At 72.4% G+C, this 15,138-nt stretch carries 11 protein-coding genes; 6 read left to right on the top strand and 5 right to left on the bottom strand.

All coding sequences use genetic code 11. From position 1 onward, the window contains the following. The first annotated feature begins 26 nt into the window (after positions 1 to 26). The gene (locus DMB42_RS25900) at positions 27 to 1,466 is read left to right on the top strand and encodes a PAS domain S-box protein (protein WP_125637595.1); all 1,440 of its coding nucleotides are present in this window, start codon (positions 27 to 29) and stop codon (positions 1,464 to 1,466) included. Positions 1,467 to 1,477: 11 nt separating this feature from the next. Here the strand turns inward: DMB42_RS25900 and DMB42_RS25895 are convergent, their stop codons facing one another. Together DMB42_RS25895 and DMB42_RS25890 are read right to left on the bottom strand one after the other, a co-directional pair. Next, complete coding sequence (locus DMB42_RS25895; RefSeq protein WP_125637594.1) at positions 1,478 to 2,647, bottom strand: acetate/propionate family kinase; 1,170 nt, start codon at positions 2,645 to 2,647, stop codon at positions 1,478 to 1,480. Then, positions 2,623 to 4,926, bottom strand: a complete 2,304-nt coding sequence (locus DMB42_RS25890; protein WP_260477943.1) for a phosphoketolase — start codon at positions 4,924 to 4,926, stop codon at positions 2,623 to 2,625. The genes DMB42_RS25895 and DMB42_RS25890 overlap by 25 nt, the downstream gene beginning before the upstream one ends. A 63-nt stretch (positions 4,927 to 4,989) precedes the next feature. Between DMB42_RS25890 and DMB42_RS25885 the strand changes: the two genes are divergently transcribed. From DMB42_RS25885 to DMB42_RS25865, 5 genes are all read left to right on the top strand, one after another. Then, complete coding sequence (locus DMB42_RS25885) at positions 4,990 to 6,696, top strand: IlvD/Edd family dehydratase (RefSeq protein ID WP_125637592.1); 1,707 nt, start codon at positions 4,990 to 4,992, stop codon at positions 6,694 to 6,696. A 136-nt stretch (positions 6,697 to 6,832) separates the two neighbouring features. Beyond that, positions 6,833 to 8,464 (top strand): glucose-6-phosphate isomerase, encoded by a 1,632-nt coding sequence (gene pgi, locus DMB42_RS25880; protein ID WP_125637591.1) that lies wholly within the window; start codon positions 6,833 to 6,835, stop codon positions 8,462 to 8,464. Position 8,465: 1 nt separating this feature from the next. Then, entirely contained in the window at positions 8,466 to 9,833 is a 1,368-nt protein-coding gene (gene zwf / locus DMB42_RS25875) for a glucose-6-phosphate dehydrogenase (protein ID WP_125637590.1), read from the top strand. 27 nt (positions 9,834 to 9,860) lie between these two features. Next, positions 9,861 to 10,217, top strand: coding sequence for a spore germination protein GerW family protein (locus DMB42_RS25870; protein ID WP_125637589.1), 357 nt, complete (start codon positions 9,861 to 9,863; stop codon positions 10,215 to 10,217). A 144-nt stretch (positions 10,218 to 10,361) separates the two neighbouring features. Continuing rightward, the gene (locus DMB42_RS25865) at positions 10,362 to 10,649 is read left to right on the top strand and encodes a LysE family transporter (RefSeq protein WP_260477942.1); all 288 of its coding nucleotides are present in this window, start codon (positions 10,362 to 10,364) and stop codon (positions 10,647 to 10,649) included. Between the two features lie 48 nt (positions 10,650 to 10,697). Here the strand turns inward: DMB42_RS25865 and DMB42_RS25860 are convergent, their stop codons facing one another. From DMB42_RS25860 to pulA, 3 genes are all read right to left on the bottom strand, one after another. Further along, positions 10,698 to 11,420 (bottom strand): VIT1/CCC1 transporter family protein, encoded by a 723-nt coding sequence (locus DMB42_RS25860; RefSeq protein ID WP_125637588.1) that lies wholly within the window; start codon positions 11,418 to 11,420, stop codon positions 10,698 to 10,700. Positions 11,421 to 11,619: 199 nt separating this feature from the next. Next, on the bottom strand, positions 11,620 to 12,300 hold the full coding sequence (locus DMB42_RS25855; RefSeq protein WP_260477941.1) for a hypothetical protein: 681 nt from the start codon (positions 12,298 to 12,300) through the stop codon (positions 11,620 to 11,622). Positions 12,301 to 12,454: 154 nt separating this feature from the next. Next, positions 12,455 to 15,118, bottom strand: coding sequence for a pullulanase-type alpha-1,6-glucosidase (pulA, locus tag DMB42_RS25850; protein ID WP_125637587.1), 2,664 nt, complete (start codon positions 15,116 to 15,118; stop codon positions 12,455 to 12,457). Positions 15,119 to 15,138: the final 20 nt, after the last annotated feature.

Here is a 15,138-nt window from a genome sequence, read left to right as displayed (position 1 = left end):
TCCGCCGGGCCGTGCGAAGCTGCAGTATGCCCGCCCACGACCAGCAGTCCGATGACATCCAGCTGCTCGTCCGAAGCGTCGTCGACTACTCGATCTGCCTCCTCGACCTCTCCGGCCATGTGACCAGCTGGAACGCGGGCGCCGAGCGCATCAAGGGCTACCGGGCGGAGGAGATCATCGGCAGCCATTTCTCCGTGTTCTACCCGCCGGAGGACGTCGCGGCCGGCAAACCCGAACGGTTGCTGGACCGCGCGGCCACGGCCGGCCGGGTGGCCGACGAGGGCTGGCGGCTGCGCAAGGACGGCACCCGGTTCTGGGCGCGGGTGGTCATCACCGCCCTCCACGACGAACGGGGCCGGCTGCGCGGGTTCGGCAAGGTCACCGGCGACCTGACCGAGCGCCGCCTGGCCGAGCAGGCGCTGCGCGACAGCGAGGAACGTTTCCGCCTGCTGGTCCAGAACGTCGTCGACTACGCCATCTTCATGCTCGACGCCCAGGGCCGGATCGTGAGCTGGAACGCCGGCGCCGAACGTATCAAGGGCTACCGCGCCGAAGAGATCATCGGCGCCCACTTCTCCGTCTTCTACCCGCCCGAGGACGTCGCGGCCGGGAAGCCCGCCATGGAGCTGGAGGTCGCGGTCGCCGACGGCCGGTGGGAGGAGGAGGGCTGGCGGGTACGCAAGGACGGCACCCGGTTCTGGGCCAGCGTGGTCATCACCGCCCTCCACGACGACCGCGGCGAGCTGCGCGGGTTCGGCAAGGTCACCCGCGACCTGACCGAGCGCCGCAACGTGTCCCGCGCCCTCGACGAGCGCGGCATGCTGCTCACCCACCTCGTACGCGCCCAGGAGCTCGAACGCCGCCGCATCGCCTACGACGTGCACGACGACACGATCCAGTCCATGGTCGCCGTCGGCATGCGGCTGCGCGTGCTGGAGAGCGGCCTCGCCCCCGAGCGGGCCGCCGAGCTGCGCGGCATCGGCGAGGCCGTCGAGGCCGCCGTCGGACGGCTGCGCGACCTGACCTTCGAGCTGCGCCCGCCGGGCGTCGACCAGGAGGGGCTGGTCGAGGGCCTGGCCGGCTACCTGCGGCAGGTGACCGCCGACGCCGGGCCGGCGTTCGAGATCATCCACCGCCTCGACGCCGACCCGCCGCCCGAGGCGGCCATCACGATCTTCCGGATCTGCCAGGAGGCGATCACGAACGTGCGCAAGCACGCCCGCGCCACCTCGATCACCCTGTCCCTGGTCTCGCTCGACGGCGGCGTGCACGTACGGGTCGCCGACGACGGGACCGGGCCGCCGCCGCAGGGGGAGGGGCGGCTCCGGCACTTCGGGCTGATCGAGATGCGCGAGCGGGCCGAGCTGGCGGGCGGGTGGTGGAGCCTGGCCGCCCGGCCGGGCGGGGGCACCACGGTCGAGTTCTGGGTGCCCGCCGTCCCCCGCACTGGCCTGACCCGTCCCTGATCCACTTTGCTTCAGGGGCGGGGGATCAGCTCCAAGGCCTGGCGGGCGATCTCCCATTCCTCGTCGGTCGGGATGACCAGCACCGCCACCTCCGCGCCCGGCGGCGACACCGCCCGCTCGGCCGCCGATGCCGCCGCGTTCAGCTCGGGGTCCACGGTGACGCCGAGCCGGCCGAGCCCGGCCAGTGACTCCGCGCGGGTGGCCGCGTCGTGCTCGCCGACCCCGCCGGTGAACACGATCGCATCCACCCGGCCGAGCAGCGCGTAGTAGGCGCCGACGTACTTGCGGACGCGCCGGGTGTAGACGTCCAGGGCCAGGCGGGCCTCCTCGTCGTCGCGCCGCCGTACCTCGCGCATGTCGAGCGTCCCGGCCAGGGCCCGCAGCCCGCCCTGGTGGCTGAGCGCGTGCTCCACCTCCTCGGCCCCGAGGCCGCGCACCCGGGCGAGGTACCCGGCGATCGCCGGGTCCACGTCGCCGGAACGGGTGCCCATCACCAGGCCCTCCAGCGGCGTCAGCCCCATGGAGGTGTCCACGCTGCGCCCGCCGGACATCGCCGTCGCGCTGGCGCCGTTGCCCAGGTGCAACACGATCAGGTTCAGCTCGGACGGGTCGTGGCCGAGGAAGGCGGCGGCGCGGCGGGAGACGTAGGCGCAGGAGGTGCCGTGGAAGCCGTAGCGCCGCACGCCCCACTCGCGCGGCACCGCGTACGTGTACGCCTGCGGCGGCAACGTGAGCTGGAACGCCGTGTCGAACACCGCCACCTGCGGCACCCCCGGGAACGCCGCCCGCGCCACCCGGATCCCGGCCAGGTTGACCGGGTTGTGCAGCGGCGCGAGCGGCGCCAGCTCCTCGATCGCGGCGATCACGTCGTCGTCGACCAGCGCCGGGCCGGTGAAGCGGGTGCCGCCGTGCACGACCCGGTGCCCGACCGCGACGGGGTCCAGCGCGGGCCCGGCCTCCGCGAACGCCTTCAGCATCGCCTCCAGCCCCTCGGCGTGCCCGGGGAAACGCTCCTCCCGCACGGCCGGCGGCCCCTCGCCCGCGTGGTGCGTCAGCCGCCCGCCTTCCTCGCCGATGCGCTCCACCAGCCCGCGCGCCGGGCGCTCGCGGGTGCCCACGTCCACCAGCTCGTACTTGATGGACGAGGAGCCGGTGTTCAGGACGAGTATTCGGCCGGCCATGTCCACGACCTGATCTCCGCGGGGTCCTCGCCGTGCTCCCTGGTGTACGCGCGGGCCCGCAACCGCGCGTCGCTCATCCGCTGGCGCAGGTGCGCGGCCTTGGCACCGAGCCCGTCCACCCGGTCGATGACATCCATGACCAGGTGGAAGCGGTCGATGTCGTTGAGCATCGCCATGTCGAACGGCGTCGTCGTGGTGCCCTCCTCCCGGTAGCCGCGTACGTGCAGGTTGTCGTGCCCGTGGCGGCGGTAGGCGAGCTGGTGGATCAGCGAGGGGTAGCCGTGGAAGTTGAAGACGACCGGTCTGTCGGTGGTGAACAGGGTGTCGAACTCGGCGTCCGGCAGGCCGTGGGGGTGCTCCGACGGCGGCTGGAGGCGCATCAGGTCGACGACGTTGACGACCCGTACCTTCAGTTCGGGCAGGTGTTCGCGCAGGATGGCCGCGGCGGCCAGCGTCTCCAGGGTGGGCACGTCGCCGGCGCAGGCCAGGACGACGTCCGGCTCGGAGCCCTGGTCGCTGGAGGCCCACGGCAGGATGCCCAGGCCGCGGGTGCAGTGGGCGATCGCCTCGTCCATGGTGAACAGGTCGAGCACCGGCTGCTTGCCCGCGACGATCACGTTGACGTAGTCCCGCGAACGCAGGCAATGATCGGCCACCGACAGCAGGGTGTTGGCGTCCGGCGGCAGGTAGACGCGCACCACCGACGCCTTCTTGTTGACGACCACGTCCAGGAAACCGGGATCCTGATGGCTGAAGCCGTTGTGGTCCTGCCGCCACACGTGCGACGACAGCAGGTACGTCAGCGACGCCACCGGCCGCCGCCACGGGATCTTCTGCGCCGACTCCAGCCACTTGGCGTGCTGGTTGAACATCGCGTCCACGATGTGGATGAACGCCTCGTAGCAGTTGAACAGCCCGTGGCGGCCGGTCAGCAGGTAGCCCTCCAGCCAGCCCTGGCACAGGTGCTCGCTCAGCACCTCCATCACCCGGCCGCCCGGCGCCAGGTTCTCGTCCGTGGGCAGGATCTCGGCCCCCCACGCGCGGTCGGTGACCTCGAACACGTCCGACAGCCGGTTGGAGGCCGTCTCGTCGGGTCCGAGCAGCCGGAAGTTGCGCGGGTTGCCCGTGATCACGTCGCGCAGGAACCCGCCGAGCACCCGCGTCGGCTCGTTCGACTGCACGGCGGGGGACTTGACCTCCACCGCGTGCCTGCGGAAGTCCGGCAGCCGCAGCGGCGCCAGCAGCTCGCCGCCGTTGGCGTGCGGGTTGGCGCTCATCCGGAGCGGGCCGCGCGGCACCGTACGCAGGACGTCCTCGACCGGCCTGCCGTCGGAGCCGAACAACTCCTCAGGCCGGTACGAACGCATCCACTCCTCCAGCATCGCCAGGTGGGCCGGGTTCTCCCGGACGCCGGACAGCGGCACCTGGTGGGCCCGCCAGGTGCCCTCGACCGGCTTGCCGTCCACCTCGCGCGGCCCGGTCCAGCCCTTCGGCGTCCGCAGGACGATCATCGGCAGCCGCCGGTCCTGGCCGTCCTTGTACTCGGCGATCTCGTCGAAGACGGTGTCGAGGGTGGCGGCCATCTCCTCGTGCGAGGGGCCGACCAGGTGCGGGCGGTGGCCGTACCCCTCCAGCAGCTTGAGCAGCTCCTGCTCGGGGATGCGGGCCAGCACGGTCGGGTTGGCGATCTTGTAACCGTTCAGGTGCAGGATGGGGAGCACGACGCCGTCGTGCCGGGGGTCGAGGAACTTGTTGGAGTGCCAGCTCGCGGCCAGCGGGCCCGTCTCGGCCTCGCCGTCGCCGATGACGCAGGCCACCACCAGGCCGGGGTTGTCGAACGCGGCGCCGTAGGCGTGCGCGAGGGAGTAGCCCAGCTCGCCGCCCTCGTGGATGGACCCGGGTGTCTCGGGAGCGACGTGGCTGGGGATGCCGCCGGGGAAGGAGAACTGGCGGAACAACCGCCGCATGCCCGCGACGTCCTGCGAGACGTCCGGATAACGCTCGCTGTAGGAGCCCTCCAGCCAGGCGTGCGCCACCGCGGCCGGCCCTCCGTGACCCGGGCCGACGATGTAGATCATGTCCTGGGCCCGTTCGGAGATCACCCGGTTGAGGTGGGCGAAGCAGAAGTTCAGTCCCGGGGTGGTGCCCCAGTGGCCCAGCAGGCGCGGCTTGATGTGCTCGGGCCGCAGCGGCTCGGCCAGCAGCGGATTGTCCAGCAGGTAGATCTGCCCGACGGACAGATAGTTGGCCGCCCGCCAGTACGCGTCTATGTGGTCCATGCACTTGCCCATTCCTCTACAGGCGATGCTGAATCCCCCGGACTGCCGCTAATGTGCGGTCACATGGCGCTGCGCAGCTCGCTCTGGTACTCCGGTGACGACCGGAACTCCTACATCCACCGCGCCTGGATGCGCCGCGGCCTGCCGCGCGAGGCGTTCGACGGGGACCGGCCGCACATCGCGATCGCCAACAGCGCCTCCGACCTCGCGCCCTGCAACGCCCACCTCGACGAGGTCGCGCGCGGCGTCATGAACGGCGTGTGGGAGGCGGGCGGCGTCCCGCTCAACCTGCCCGTCGTCTCCCTGGGCGAGACGAACGTGCGCCCGACCGCGATGTTGTGGCGCAACCTGGCCGCCATGGCCGCCGAGGAGCTGCTGCGGGCCAACCCGATCGACGGCGTGGTGCTGCTGGGCGGCTGCGACAAGACCGTCCCCGCGCTGCTCATGGCGGCCGCCTCGGTCGACCTGCCCGCGATCGTGGTGCCCGGCGGGCCCATGCTGACCGGCCACTTCCGCGGCGTCCCGCTCGGCTGCGGCACCGACGTGTGGCGGCTCAGCGAGGAGGTGCGCGCGGGCACGCTCTCGCGCGAGGCGTTCCTGGGCTCGGAGTCGTCGATGATCCGCAGCCGCGGCCACTGCAACACGATGGGCACCGCCTCGACCATGGCGTGCATGGCCGAGGCGCTCGGCATGACGCTGCCCGGCACGGCCGGCACCCCCGCCCCCGACAGCCGCCTGCTGGAACGCGCGCACGACAGCGGCCGGCTCGCCGTCGAGCTGGTACGGGCCGGCCGCCGGCCCAGCCACGTGATGACCAGGGGCTCCTTCCTCAACGCCATCGTCACGCTGGCCGCGATCGGCGGCTCCACCAACGCGGTCGTCCACCTGCTGGCGGTCGCCGGGCGGCTCGGCGTCGAGCTGAGCCTCGACGACTTCGACCGCACCGGGTCCGGCGTGCCGCTGCTGGCCGACCTGCAACCGGCCGGACGGCACCTGATGGACGACCTGTTCCGGGCGGGCGGCCTGGCCGCCGTGCTGCGCGAGGTGGAGGACCTGCTCGACCCCGCGGCCATCACCGTCACCGGCCGTCCCCTGGTCGAGCACCTGGCCGGCGCCGAGATCTGGGACGGCAACGTGATCAGGCGGCGCGCCGATCCGCTGCTGCCCGACGCGGGCATCGCCGTGCTGCGCGGCAACCTCGCGCCCGACGGCGCCGTGATCAAGCCCGCGGCCGCCTCGCCGGAACTGCTGCGGCACCGGGGCCGGGCGGTCGTCTTCGACGGCGTCGAGGACGTCCACGCCCGGCTCGACTCGCCCGACCTCGACGTGGACGAGACGTCGGTGCTGGTGCTGCGCGGTTGCGGGCCCAGGGGCTACCCGGGCATGCCGGAGGTCGGCAACCTGCCGCTGCCGCGCAGGCTGCTGGCCAAGGGCGTACGCGACATGGTGCGGGTCAGCGACGCCCGGATGAGCGGCACCGCGTACGGCACGGTCGTCCTGCACGCCTCGCCCGAGGCGGCGGCCGGCGGGCCGCTGGCCAGGGTGCGCACCGGCGACCCGATCGTGCTCGACGTGGCCGCCAGGAGGCTCGACGTGGACGTCCCCGAGGCCGAGCTGGCCGCCAGGAAGCCGGTCACGACCGGCCACGCCCGCCCGTCCCGCGGGTGGGAGCGCCTGTACGTCGACCACGTCACCCAGGCCCACCTGGGAGCCGATCTCGACTTCCTGACAGGCTCCTCCGGCGACGCGGTCGGCCGCGAGTCCCACTGAAGGCAAAGAGTGCCGGCCGCCGTGCGCGGAATCTGCCCCGTGGGGTACGGGGTTCCCTGACGGGAGCCCGGCTCAGCGGATCTCCCGCGAGTGCGGGACGATGTGATCAGGTTTGACGAGACATGAGGAGGAAGCGGTGAACGGCGACATCAGCCAGAGCCAGGAGTGGGCGGCTCTGGGCAAGCATCACGAGGAGCTGGCGGGAAAGCAGCTTCGTGAGCTGTTCGCGGAGGACCCGGGCAGGGCCGGGCGGATGACGGTGAGCGCCGGGGACCTCTACCTCGACTACGCCAAGCACCGCGCCACCCAGGAGACGATCGACCTGCTGGTGGCCCTGGCCGAGCGGGCGGGCCTGCGCGAGCGCGTCGGCGCGATGTTCGGCGGCGAGCACATCAACGTGAGCGAGGACCGCGCCGTCCTGCACGTCGCGCTGCGCATGCGGGAGAACGCCGAGCTCGTCGTGGACGGCCAGGACGTCGTGGCCGACGTGCACGCCGTGCTCGACAAGATGAGCGCCTTCTCCGACCGTGTCAGGTCCAAGGAGTGGAAGGGCGCCACCGGGCAGCCGATCAGGACCGTCGTCAACATCGGCATCGGCGGCTCCGACCTCGGCCCGGCCATGGCGTACGAGGCGCTGCGCGACTACGTGGACGCCGGCATCGAGGCCAGGTTCGTCTCCAACATCGACCCCGCCGACATCCTCGGCAACCTGCGCGGCCTCGACCCCGCCACGACGCTGTTCGTGGTCGCGTCCAAGACCTTCACCACGCTGGAGACGCTGACCAACGCCAGGGTCGCCCGCCGATGGCTGGTCGAGGCGCTGGGCGAGGAGGCCGTCTCCAAGCACTTCGTGGCCGTCTCCACCAACGCCGAGAAGGTCGCCGAGTTCGGCATCGACACCGACAACATGTTCGGCTTCTGGGACTGGGTGGGCGGCCGCTACTCCTACGACGGCGCCATCGGCCTGTCCCTGATGATCGCGGTCGGGCCCGAGCGGTTCCGCGAGATGCTGGCCGGCTTCCACGCCATGGACCAGCACTTCCGCACCGCGCCCTTCGACGCCAACATGCCGGTCCTGATGGCCCTGCTCGGCATCTGGTACACCGACTTCTTCGGCGCCGAGACCCGCGCCGTGCTGCCCTACAGCCAGCGGCTGCACCGCTTCCCGGCCTACCTCCAGCAGCTCACCATGGAGTCCAACGGCAAGTCGGTACGCGCCGACGGCTCCCCGGTGACCGTCCCGACGGGTGAGATCTTCTGGGGCGAGCCGGGCACCAACGGCCAGCACGCCTTCTACCAGCTCCTGCACCAGGGCACCCGGCTCGTCCCCGCCGACTTCATCGGCTTCGCCGAGCCGTTCGAGGACCGCGAGGGCATGCACGACCAGCTCACCGCCAACCTGCTCGCCCAGACCTCCGCGCTGGCGTTCGGCAAGACCGCCGAGGAGATCGCGGTCGAGGGCACGCCGCCGGAGATCGTGCCCCACAAGGTGATGCCGGGCAACCGGCCGACCTCGACGATCCTGGTGACCAAGCTCACGCCGTCCACGCTGGGGCAGCTCGTCGCGCTGTACGAGCACATCGTGTTCGTCGAGGGCACGATCTGGGGCGTCGACTCCTTCGACCAGTGGGGCGTCGAGCTGGGCAAGAAGATGGCCCTCGACGTGGCGCCCGCGCTCACCTCCGAGGAGCCGCCGCAGACCTTCCCCGACTCCTCGACCGAACAGCTCGTGCGCAGGTACCGCGAGCTGCGCGGAAGGCAGGTCTGACGTGGGGCGGGCCGGCGCGCTGGTCCTGTTCGGCATCACCGGCGACCTCGCGCGCAAGATGCTGCTCCCCGCGCTCTACCACCTGACCGCCGACGGTCGGCTCGACCTGCCGATCATCGGCGTCGCCAAGACCGACATGGACCTCGACGCGCTGCGCGAGCACGCCCGCGAGGCCTGCGGCGGCGTCCAGGACGCGGCGTTCGAGAAGCTGGCGGGCAACCTGCGGCTGGTGGCGGGGGACTACCGCGACCCGGCCACCTTCGCCAGGCTGCGGGAGGAGACCGAGGGCAAGGGCTTCCTCGTCCACTACCTGGCGGTGCCGCCCGTGTTGTTCTCCGTCGTCGCCGAGGGGCTGGCCGGCGCGGGGCTCAACCACGACGCCAGCCTCGTGGTGGAGAAGCCGTTCGGACACGACCTCGACTCGGCCCGCAAGCTCAACGACGAGCTGCTGAAGTACTTCGACGAGGACCACCTGCGGCGGGTCGACCACTTCCTGGGCAAGGAGCCGGTCGAGGACCTCATGGTGTTCCGGTTCGCCAACATGCTGCTCGAACCCCTGTGGAACCGCAACTACGTGCGCAGCGTGCAGATCACCATGGCCGAGGACTTCGACGTCTCCGACCGGGGCGCCTTCTACGACGCCAACGGCACGGTCCGTGACGTGGTCCAGAACCACCTGCTGCAACTGCTGGCCATCCTGGCGATGGACCCGCCGCCGTCCATGGACGCCCGCGCCCAGCTCGACGAGAAGTGGCGGGTGCTGCGCGCGGTCCAGGCCATCGACCCGGCCCACGTCGTACGCGGCCAGTACGACGGCTACCTCGACACCTCCGGCGTACGGCCCGGCTCCACCACCGAGACGTTCGTCGCCATGCGGCTCTACATCGACAGCTGGCGGTGGGCGGGCGTGCCCTGGTGCATCCGTTCGGGCAAGGCGCTGCCCACCACCGACCTGGAGATCGTCGCCGAGCTGCGCAGGCCGCCGGTGACGATGTTCCGGGGCGGCGACGCGCCGCCGGGGCCCAACCTCATCAGGTTCCGGTTGCAGCCCGACGCCGGGGTGACCTTCGACGTGCTGGCCAAGGAGCCGGGCCGGCAGCGGACCATCCCGGTGCCGGTGAGCGTCGACTTCACCAAGGTGCTCGGCCCGATGGAGGCCGCCTACGAACGGATCCTGACCGACGCCGTCACCGGCGACCCGCGGCGTTTCGCCAGGTTCGACCTGGTGGAGGAGTCGTGGCGGATCGTCGGACGGCTGCTCGACCTGCCCGACCGGCCGCTCCCGTACGAGAAGGGCACCTGGGGGCCGGAGCCGGCGGAGAAGATCGCGCCGGGCGGCTGGCACGAGATCTCCACCACGTTCGACTAGCGGGCGATCCGGGGGAACGATGGTGACATGGACATCAAGGAGCTGTTGGAGCAGTCGAAGGACGTCGTCACCGTCAAGCGGGTCTTCGGCGAGCCGATCCGCCACGGTGACGTCCTGGTCATCCCCGTCGCCCGGGTCGCCCACGGCGGCGGTGGCGGCCACGGGCAGGGCCGGGACGAGAAGGGGGAGGAGCTCGGCAGCGGCGGCGGTGGCGGCTTCGGCTACAGCGCCACCCCCGCCGGGGTGTTCGTGGTCAAGGACGGCGACGTGCAGTGGCGTCCGGCCGTGGACGTCAACCGGATCGTGCTCGGCGGCCAGATCGTCGGCGTCGTGCTGGTGCTGACGATCCGGACCATCTTCAAGAAGTGGCGCCGCAGGAAGTGACACACCCGTCCCCGGCGGATCTGCGGGCAGGTGTCCTGAACGTGGACAGCTCGATCCCCGGCGGCCGGGGGCTCGTAAGGTGATCCCCATGATGACTCTCTGGCGCAGTTCGCGGGTTTCGGCGGTGTGGTGATGCTCGGCGCGATGTCGCCCGGCCCTGACTTCGCGGTCGTGGTCCGCCGTTCGGCGCTGTCCGGCCGCGGTCATGGCATGGCCGCCGCGGTCGGCATCGCCGTGGGCGTGTCGGTCTGGGTGGTGGCCGCCGCCACCGGCGTGGCCGCGCTGCTGGCCGCCTCGGCCATGGCCTTCACCGTGGTCAAGGTCGTCGGCGCCGCCTACCTGCTCTACCTGGGGGTCAAGGCGCTGCGTGCCGCCCTGCGCGGGGGCGGCGGGCTCGACCTCGGCCTGCCCGCTCCCGCCGGACGCCCCTGACCTCCCGGCGGCCCTGCGTGACCGCCGCCCACGGCCGGGGCGCCGGGGTCAGGAGACGGCGACGCCGAGCAGGTGGCCGAGGCCGAAGGTGACGGCGGCGGCGCCCGTGCCCAGGCCGAGCTGGCGCAGGCCGCCCAGCCACCACGGCCGCGCCGTCATCACGGCCACCGCCGCGCCGAACCCGAACAGCGCCACCACGCTCAGCGCCAGCGCCAGGAACAACCCCGACGCCCCGAACAGGAACGGCGCCAGCGGCACCATCGCCCCCGTCGCGAAGGCGACGAACGACGACCCCGCCGCCAGGTACGGCGAGGGCAGGTCGTCGGGGTCCACCCCCAGTTCCTCGCGCACGTGCACGCGCAACGCCTGCTCCGGGTCGGCCGACAGGCCCTCGGCGACCCGGCGCGCCAGGTCGGCGTCCAGCCCGCGCGCCCGGTAGAGGGCGGCCAGCTCGGCCCGCTCGCCGTCGGGGTTGCGGGCCAGCTCACGGCGTTCGACGGCGATCTCGGCCCGCATCAGCTCGGTCTGGGACCGTACCGAGGTGTACTCGCCCGCCGCCATCGAGCACGCCCCCGCGACCAGGCCCGCGAACCCCGCGAGTACGGCGCCGCGCCCGGCGCCCGCGGCGCCCACGACTCCGGCGATCAGCGCGACGTTCGAGACCAGCCCGTCCATCGCCCCGAACACCGCAGGACGCAACCAGCCGCCGGTGACGTCCCGGTGGCGGTGATGCTTCTCAGGAGAAAAGGGCCTGGCAAGCTCGACAGTCATGACAATCCTCCCCTTACTGACAATTCGTCACGAAATTTAGGCCCTTCGGGACATGATCCGCAACGAAGGAGAGGCTAGCCTGATCAGCGATTTTCCCCCTCCGTGACCACCCGCGCACGCGGGAGCGCCGGGCGGAGGGGCGGGAACACGGACGTCCCCCCGGCGTCCGTCGTACGGACGCCGGGGGGACGTCGGCGGGTCAGGCGCGGGCCGGACTGGCGGGCGTCGGCGTGACCGGAGCCGGCTCGGCGCTCCTCGGCCCCCGGATGAGCGCGTCGCAGTCGGCGATCACGTCCTCCAGCAGCCCGCGCAGCAGCTTGTCGGGGTCCTTGACGCAGGCCTGGACGATGCCGACGACGGCGAGCTGCACCGCGTTGGGCGCCGCGTAACGGCGGAAGCCCTTCTCGGTGATCTTGGCGGCCCGGCTGAAGCGCCTGGCCTGCTCGGCCGCGTGCGGCACCTGCTCCATCGCCCTGCGGCTCATCTCGCTCATCCGCCCCGACGGCGCCCCGTCGAGCCGGGCCAGCATCTCCTCGGCCGCCAGCACCGACACCGCGAGCGCGAGCTGGCGCTCGGCGGCGGCGACCGGCAGGGCCGTGGTCGCGCAGCGCAGCGCGATGTGCACGTCGACCCGCAGGTCGTCGCCGGCCAGCCCGATGATGGACGGTACGAGCCCGACCAGCTCGGCCCGGCTCTCATCGCCGGTGTTGTCGTTGACCAGGCGGGCGAGCGCGGCCAGCAGCGGATGGGTGCAGGCCGGATGGTCGCTCCACCGCTCGCCGGCCAGGTAGGACGCCAGTTCCATGAAACAGGCGCCGCGCTTCGGGTTACGATGCCTGCCGCGGGACAGGACCGGCATGTGATCAAGGTGATTGTCCACGGGTGCTCCATGCTCCACGCGATCGCCGTCTATCCAGTTTGCGCTGTCGTGCGCGTCGACGCCAGAGATCGGGCATCTTGCACAGGGAATGATTCCCCCACGAGATGCGATCATTCCTCGCCGAACACGGCATCGCGTAATCGCTATTAATGGTTTATGGGGCCGGAAATTCGCTTTCTGAGGAAATTTCGTTACTTATGACGAAAACCGCGACCGTACGGGCCGGGACCGTCACCGTGCCGGCCGCCGGGTCGAAGGACGAGCGCCGGACCACCTCGTCGGCCGAGGCGGCCTGCACCGGGTGGAGCTCGATCCGGTGGCCCGGCGGCACCGCCACCGGCGGCGTACAGGGGGAGGGGGTGGCGTTGAGCACCGCGACGACCGCGTCCCAGCGCGGGTCCAGCCCCGCGGTGTCCACGCGCATCACGATCACGCCCTCCCCACCGGCCGGGAACGACAACCGCCGCCGTACCTCCTCCGCCGACCCGAGCGCGAACGCCGGCGTCGAGGCCCTGATCCGCAGCAGCTCCCCGAACGCCGCCCGCGCCGCCCTGATCGCCGGGCAGCCGGGACGCAGCGCCGGATCGGCCAGCAGCGGCCGGGCGTACGGCCAGGCCGCCTCGTTGCCGGCCCGCGGCGGCAGGCCCGCGCCGAACCCGTTGCCCGCCGAGCAGTCCCACAGCAGGCGGTTGAACCAGTCGCCGGAGTCGTAGGAGTTGCGGTCGAGCGACTTCGACCGCAGCCGCTCGCCGCCCGCGTGCACGAACGCCGCCCCCTGCCCCAGCAGCACCGTGGCCAGCGACAACACCTGCATGCGCACCCGGTCGGCCATCGGCGTACGGGCCGGCAGCTTGTAGGCCAGCGCGTCGAACAGCGTCTCGTTGTCGTGCGCCTCCACGTAGGCGACCGCGTCGGCCGGCCGGTCGGCGTAGCCCGCGCCGGCGCCGTTGTGGCCGACGTCCGAGCCCTTGCGACCCGAGGGCAACACGTAGTCGCGCAGGCTGCCGGTCAGGCCGAGCATGACCAGGTCGGCGTAATGGCGCAGCCGCTCGCGCTGCTGCTCCTCGGTGCCGTTGGCGGGGGCGCCGTTGGGCGCGCCGGCCAGGCCGGAGCCGAAGCCCTGCACCCGCGGGTCGGCGTCGAACGGGCCGCCGCCGCGCACCGCGTCCCGCAGCCTGTCGTCGAACGTGCCGATGCCGGTGCCGGCCATGTTGGCCTGCGTGGCCTGCTCGAACCTGGCGTCCCCGGCCACCTCGCCGAAGCTCCAGCCCTCGCCGTACAGGATGATCGACCGGCCGTCCACGCCGTCGCGCTCGGGGGTGAGGGCGTCGAGCGCGGCCCGTACGGCCAGGATGTTCGCCTTCGGGTGGTGGCCCATGAGGTCGAAGCGGAAACCGTCCACCTTGTACTGCCTGGCCCAGGTGAGCACCGAGTCGACCACGAGCCGGCCCATCATGGCGTGCTCGGGCGCGGTGTTGGCGCAGCAGGTGGAAGTGGCCAGGGAGCCGTCCTCCAGCAGGCGGTGGTAGTAGCCGGGCACGATCGGGTCGAGCACGCCGGCCGAGTGGGTGTGGTTGTAGACCACGTCCATGACCACGCGCAGCCCGGCCCCGTTGAGCGCGGCGACCATGGCGCGGAACTCCCTGATCCGCTCGTCCGGGTCGGTCGCGTAGGAGCCCTCGGGGACGGTGTAGTGCAGCGGGTCGTAACCCCAGTTGAAGGAGTCGCGGTCCGCGGTGGCTGCCACGCGCTCCTGCTGCCGTTCGGAGTCGGGCGGCAGGGCGGCCAGGTCGAGGCCGGGCTCGGTCCTGTCGGACCGGCGCTCGGGGACCGTGGCGAAGTCGAACACCGGCAGCAGGTGCACGTGGGTGAGCCCGTCCGCGGCCAGCGCGCGCAGCTCGCGCATGCCCTCGCCGTCCTGGCAGAAGGCCGCGTACGTGCCGCGCAGCTCCTCGGGCACGCTCGCGTCGGAGGCGGAGAAGTCGCGTACGTGCAGCTCGTAGATGACCGCCCGGTCCAGCGGGACGGGGGCGGGCTTGGCCAGGCGGTCCCAGCCGGGCGGTTTGAGCGCCGGGTCGTCCAGGCTCACCAGCCTGCTGCGCACCCCATCGGGCGCGGCGGCCAGGCTGTAGGGGTCGGTGACCTCGCCGGTGACGACCCGGCCGGCGGCGGGGGAGTAGACGGTGACGAGGTAGGTGTAGTCCTTGCCGTACCAGGCGGGCCGGCCGCGGGCCGACCACACGCCGGTCTCCTCGTCGAGCCGCATCGGGTGCCTCCGGCCGCCGAGCACCAGCTCCACCCGCCGCGCGGTCGGCGCCCAGAGCGCCAGCCGCGGCAGCAGCCGTCCGGACGGCCCGAGCCGGGTGTCCGCGGCCCCGGCGTAGACGTCGTCGAGCACGCCGGGGATCTGCACGCCCGTCGCCGCCGCGACCGCGCCCGAGGCGTCCCGCGCCACGGCCACGACCTGGCCGCGCAGCACGTCCTTCGCCAGCCGGGCGTCCTCGGGGCGCAGCGTGAGCGCGGTGCCGGCGGCCAGGTGCGGCCACGCGCGCCGCTGCCCGGCGCTCGGCGTGCCCGGCGTGAGCGGGAGGGTACGGGTCTCGCCGGTCAGGCGGCCGTCGCGGCAGCCGATGCCCCCGTCGGGGGCGCAGGCCAGCGCGTGCGTCAGCGACGGATCCACCGTCCAGATGACCGTTCGCCTGTCGATCCAGTGGGCCCGCGCCTCGCCGTCGCCGATCGCGGTCACGTAGATCGTCATGCCCGTACGGGCGCGGCCCATGCGGGGCAGGCGGGCCGGGACCGGACGTGACCGTACCATTACTTTGCGTAATCATTCAC

Source organism: Nonomuraea sp. WAC 01424, assembly GCF_003947315.1.
Taxonomy (GTDB): domain Bacteria; phylum Actinomycetota; class Actinomycetes; order Streptosporangiales; family Streptosporangiaceae; genus Nonomuraea; species Nonomuraea spiralis.
This window is presented reverse-complemented; position numbering and strand designations above follow the sequence as displayed.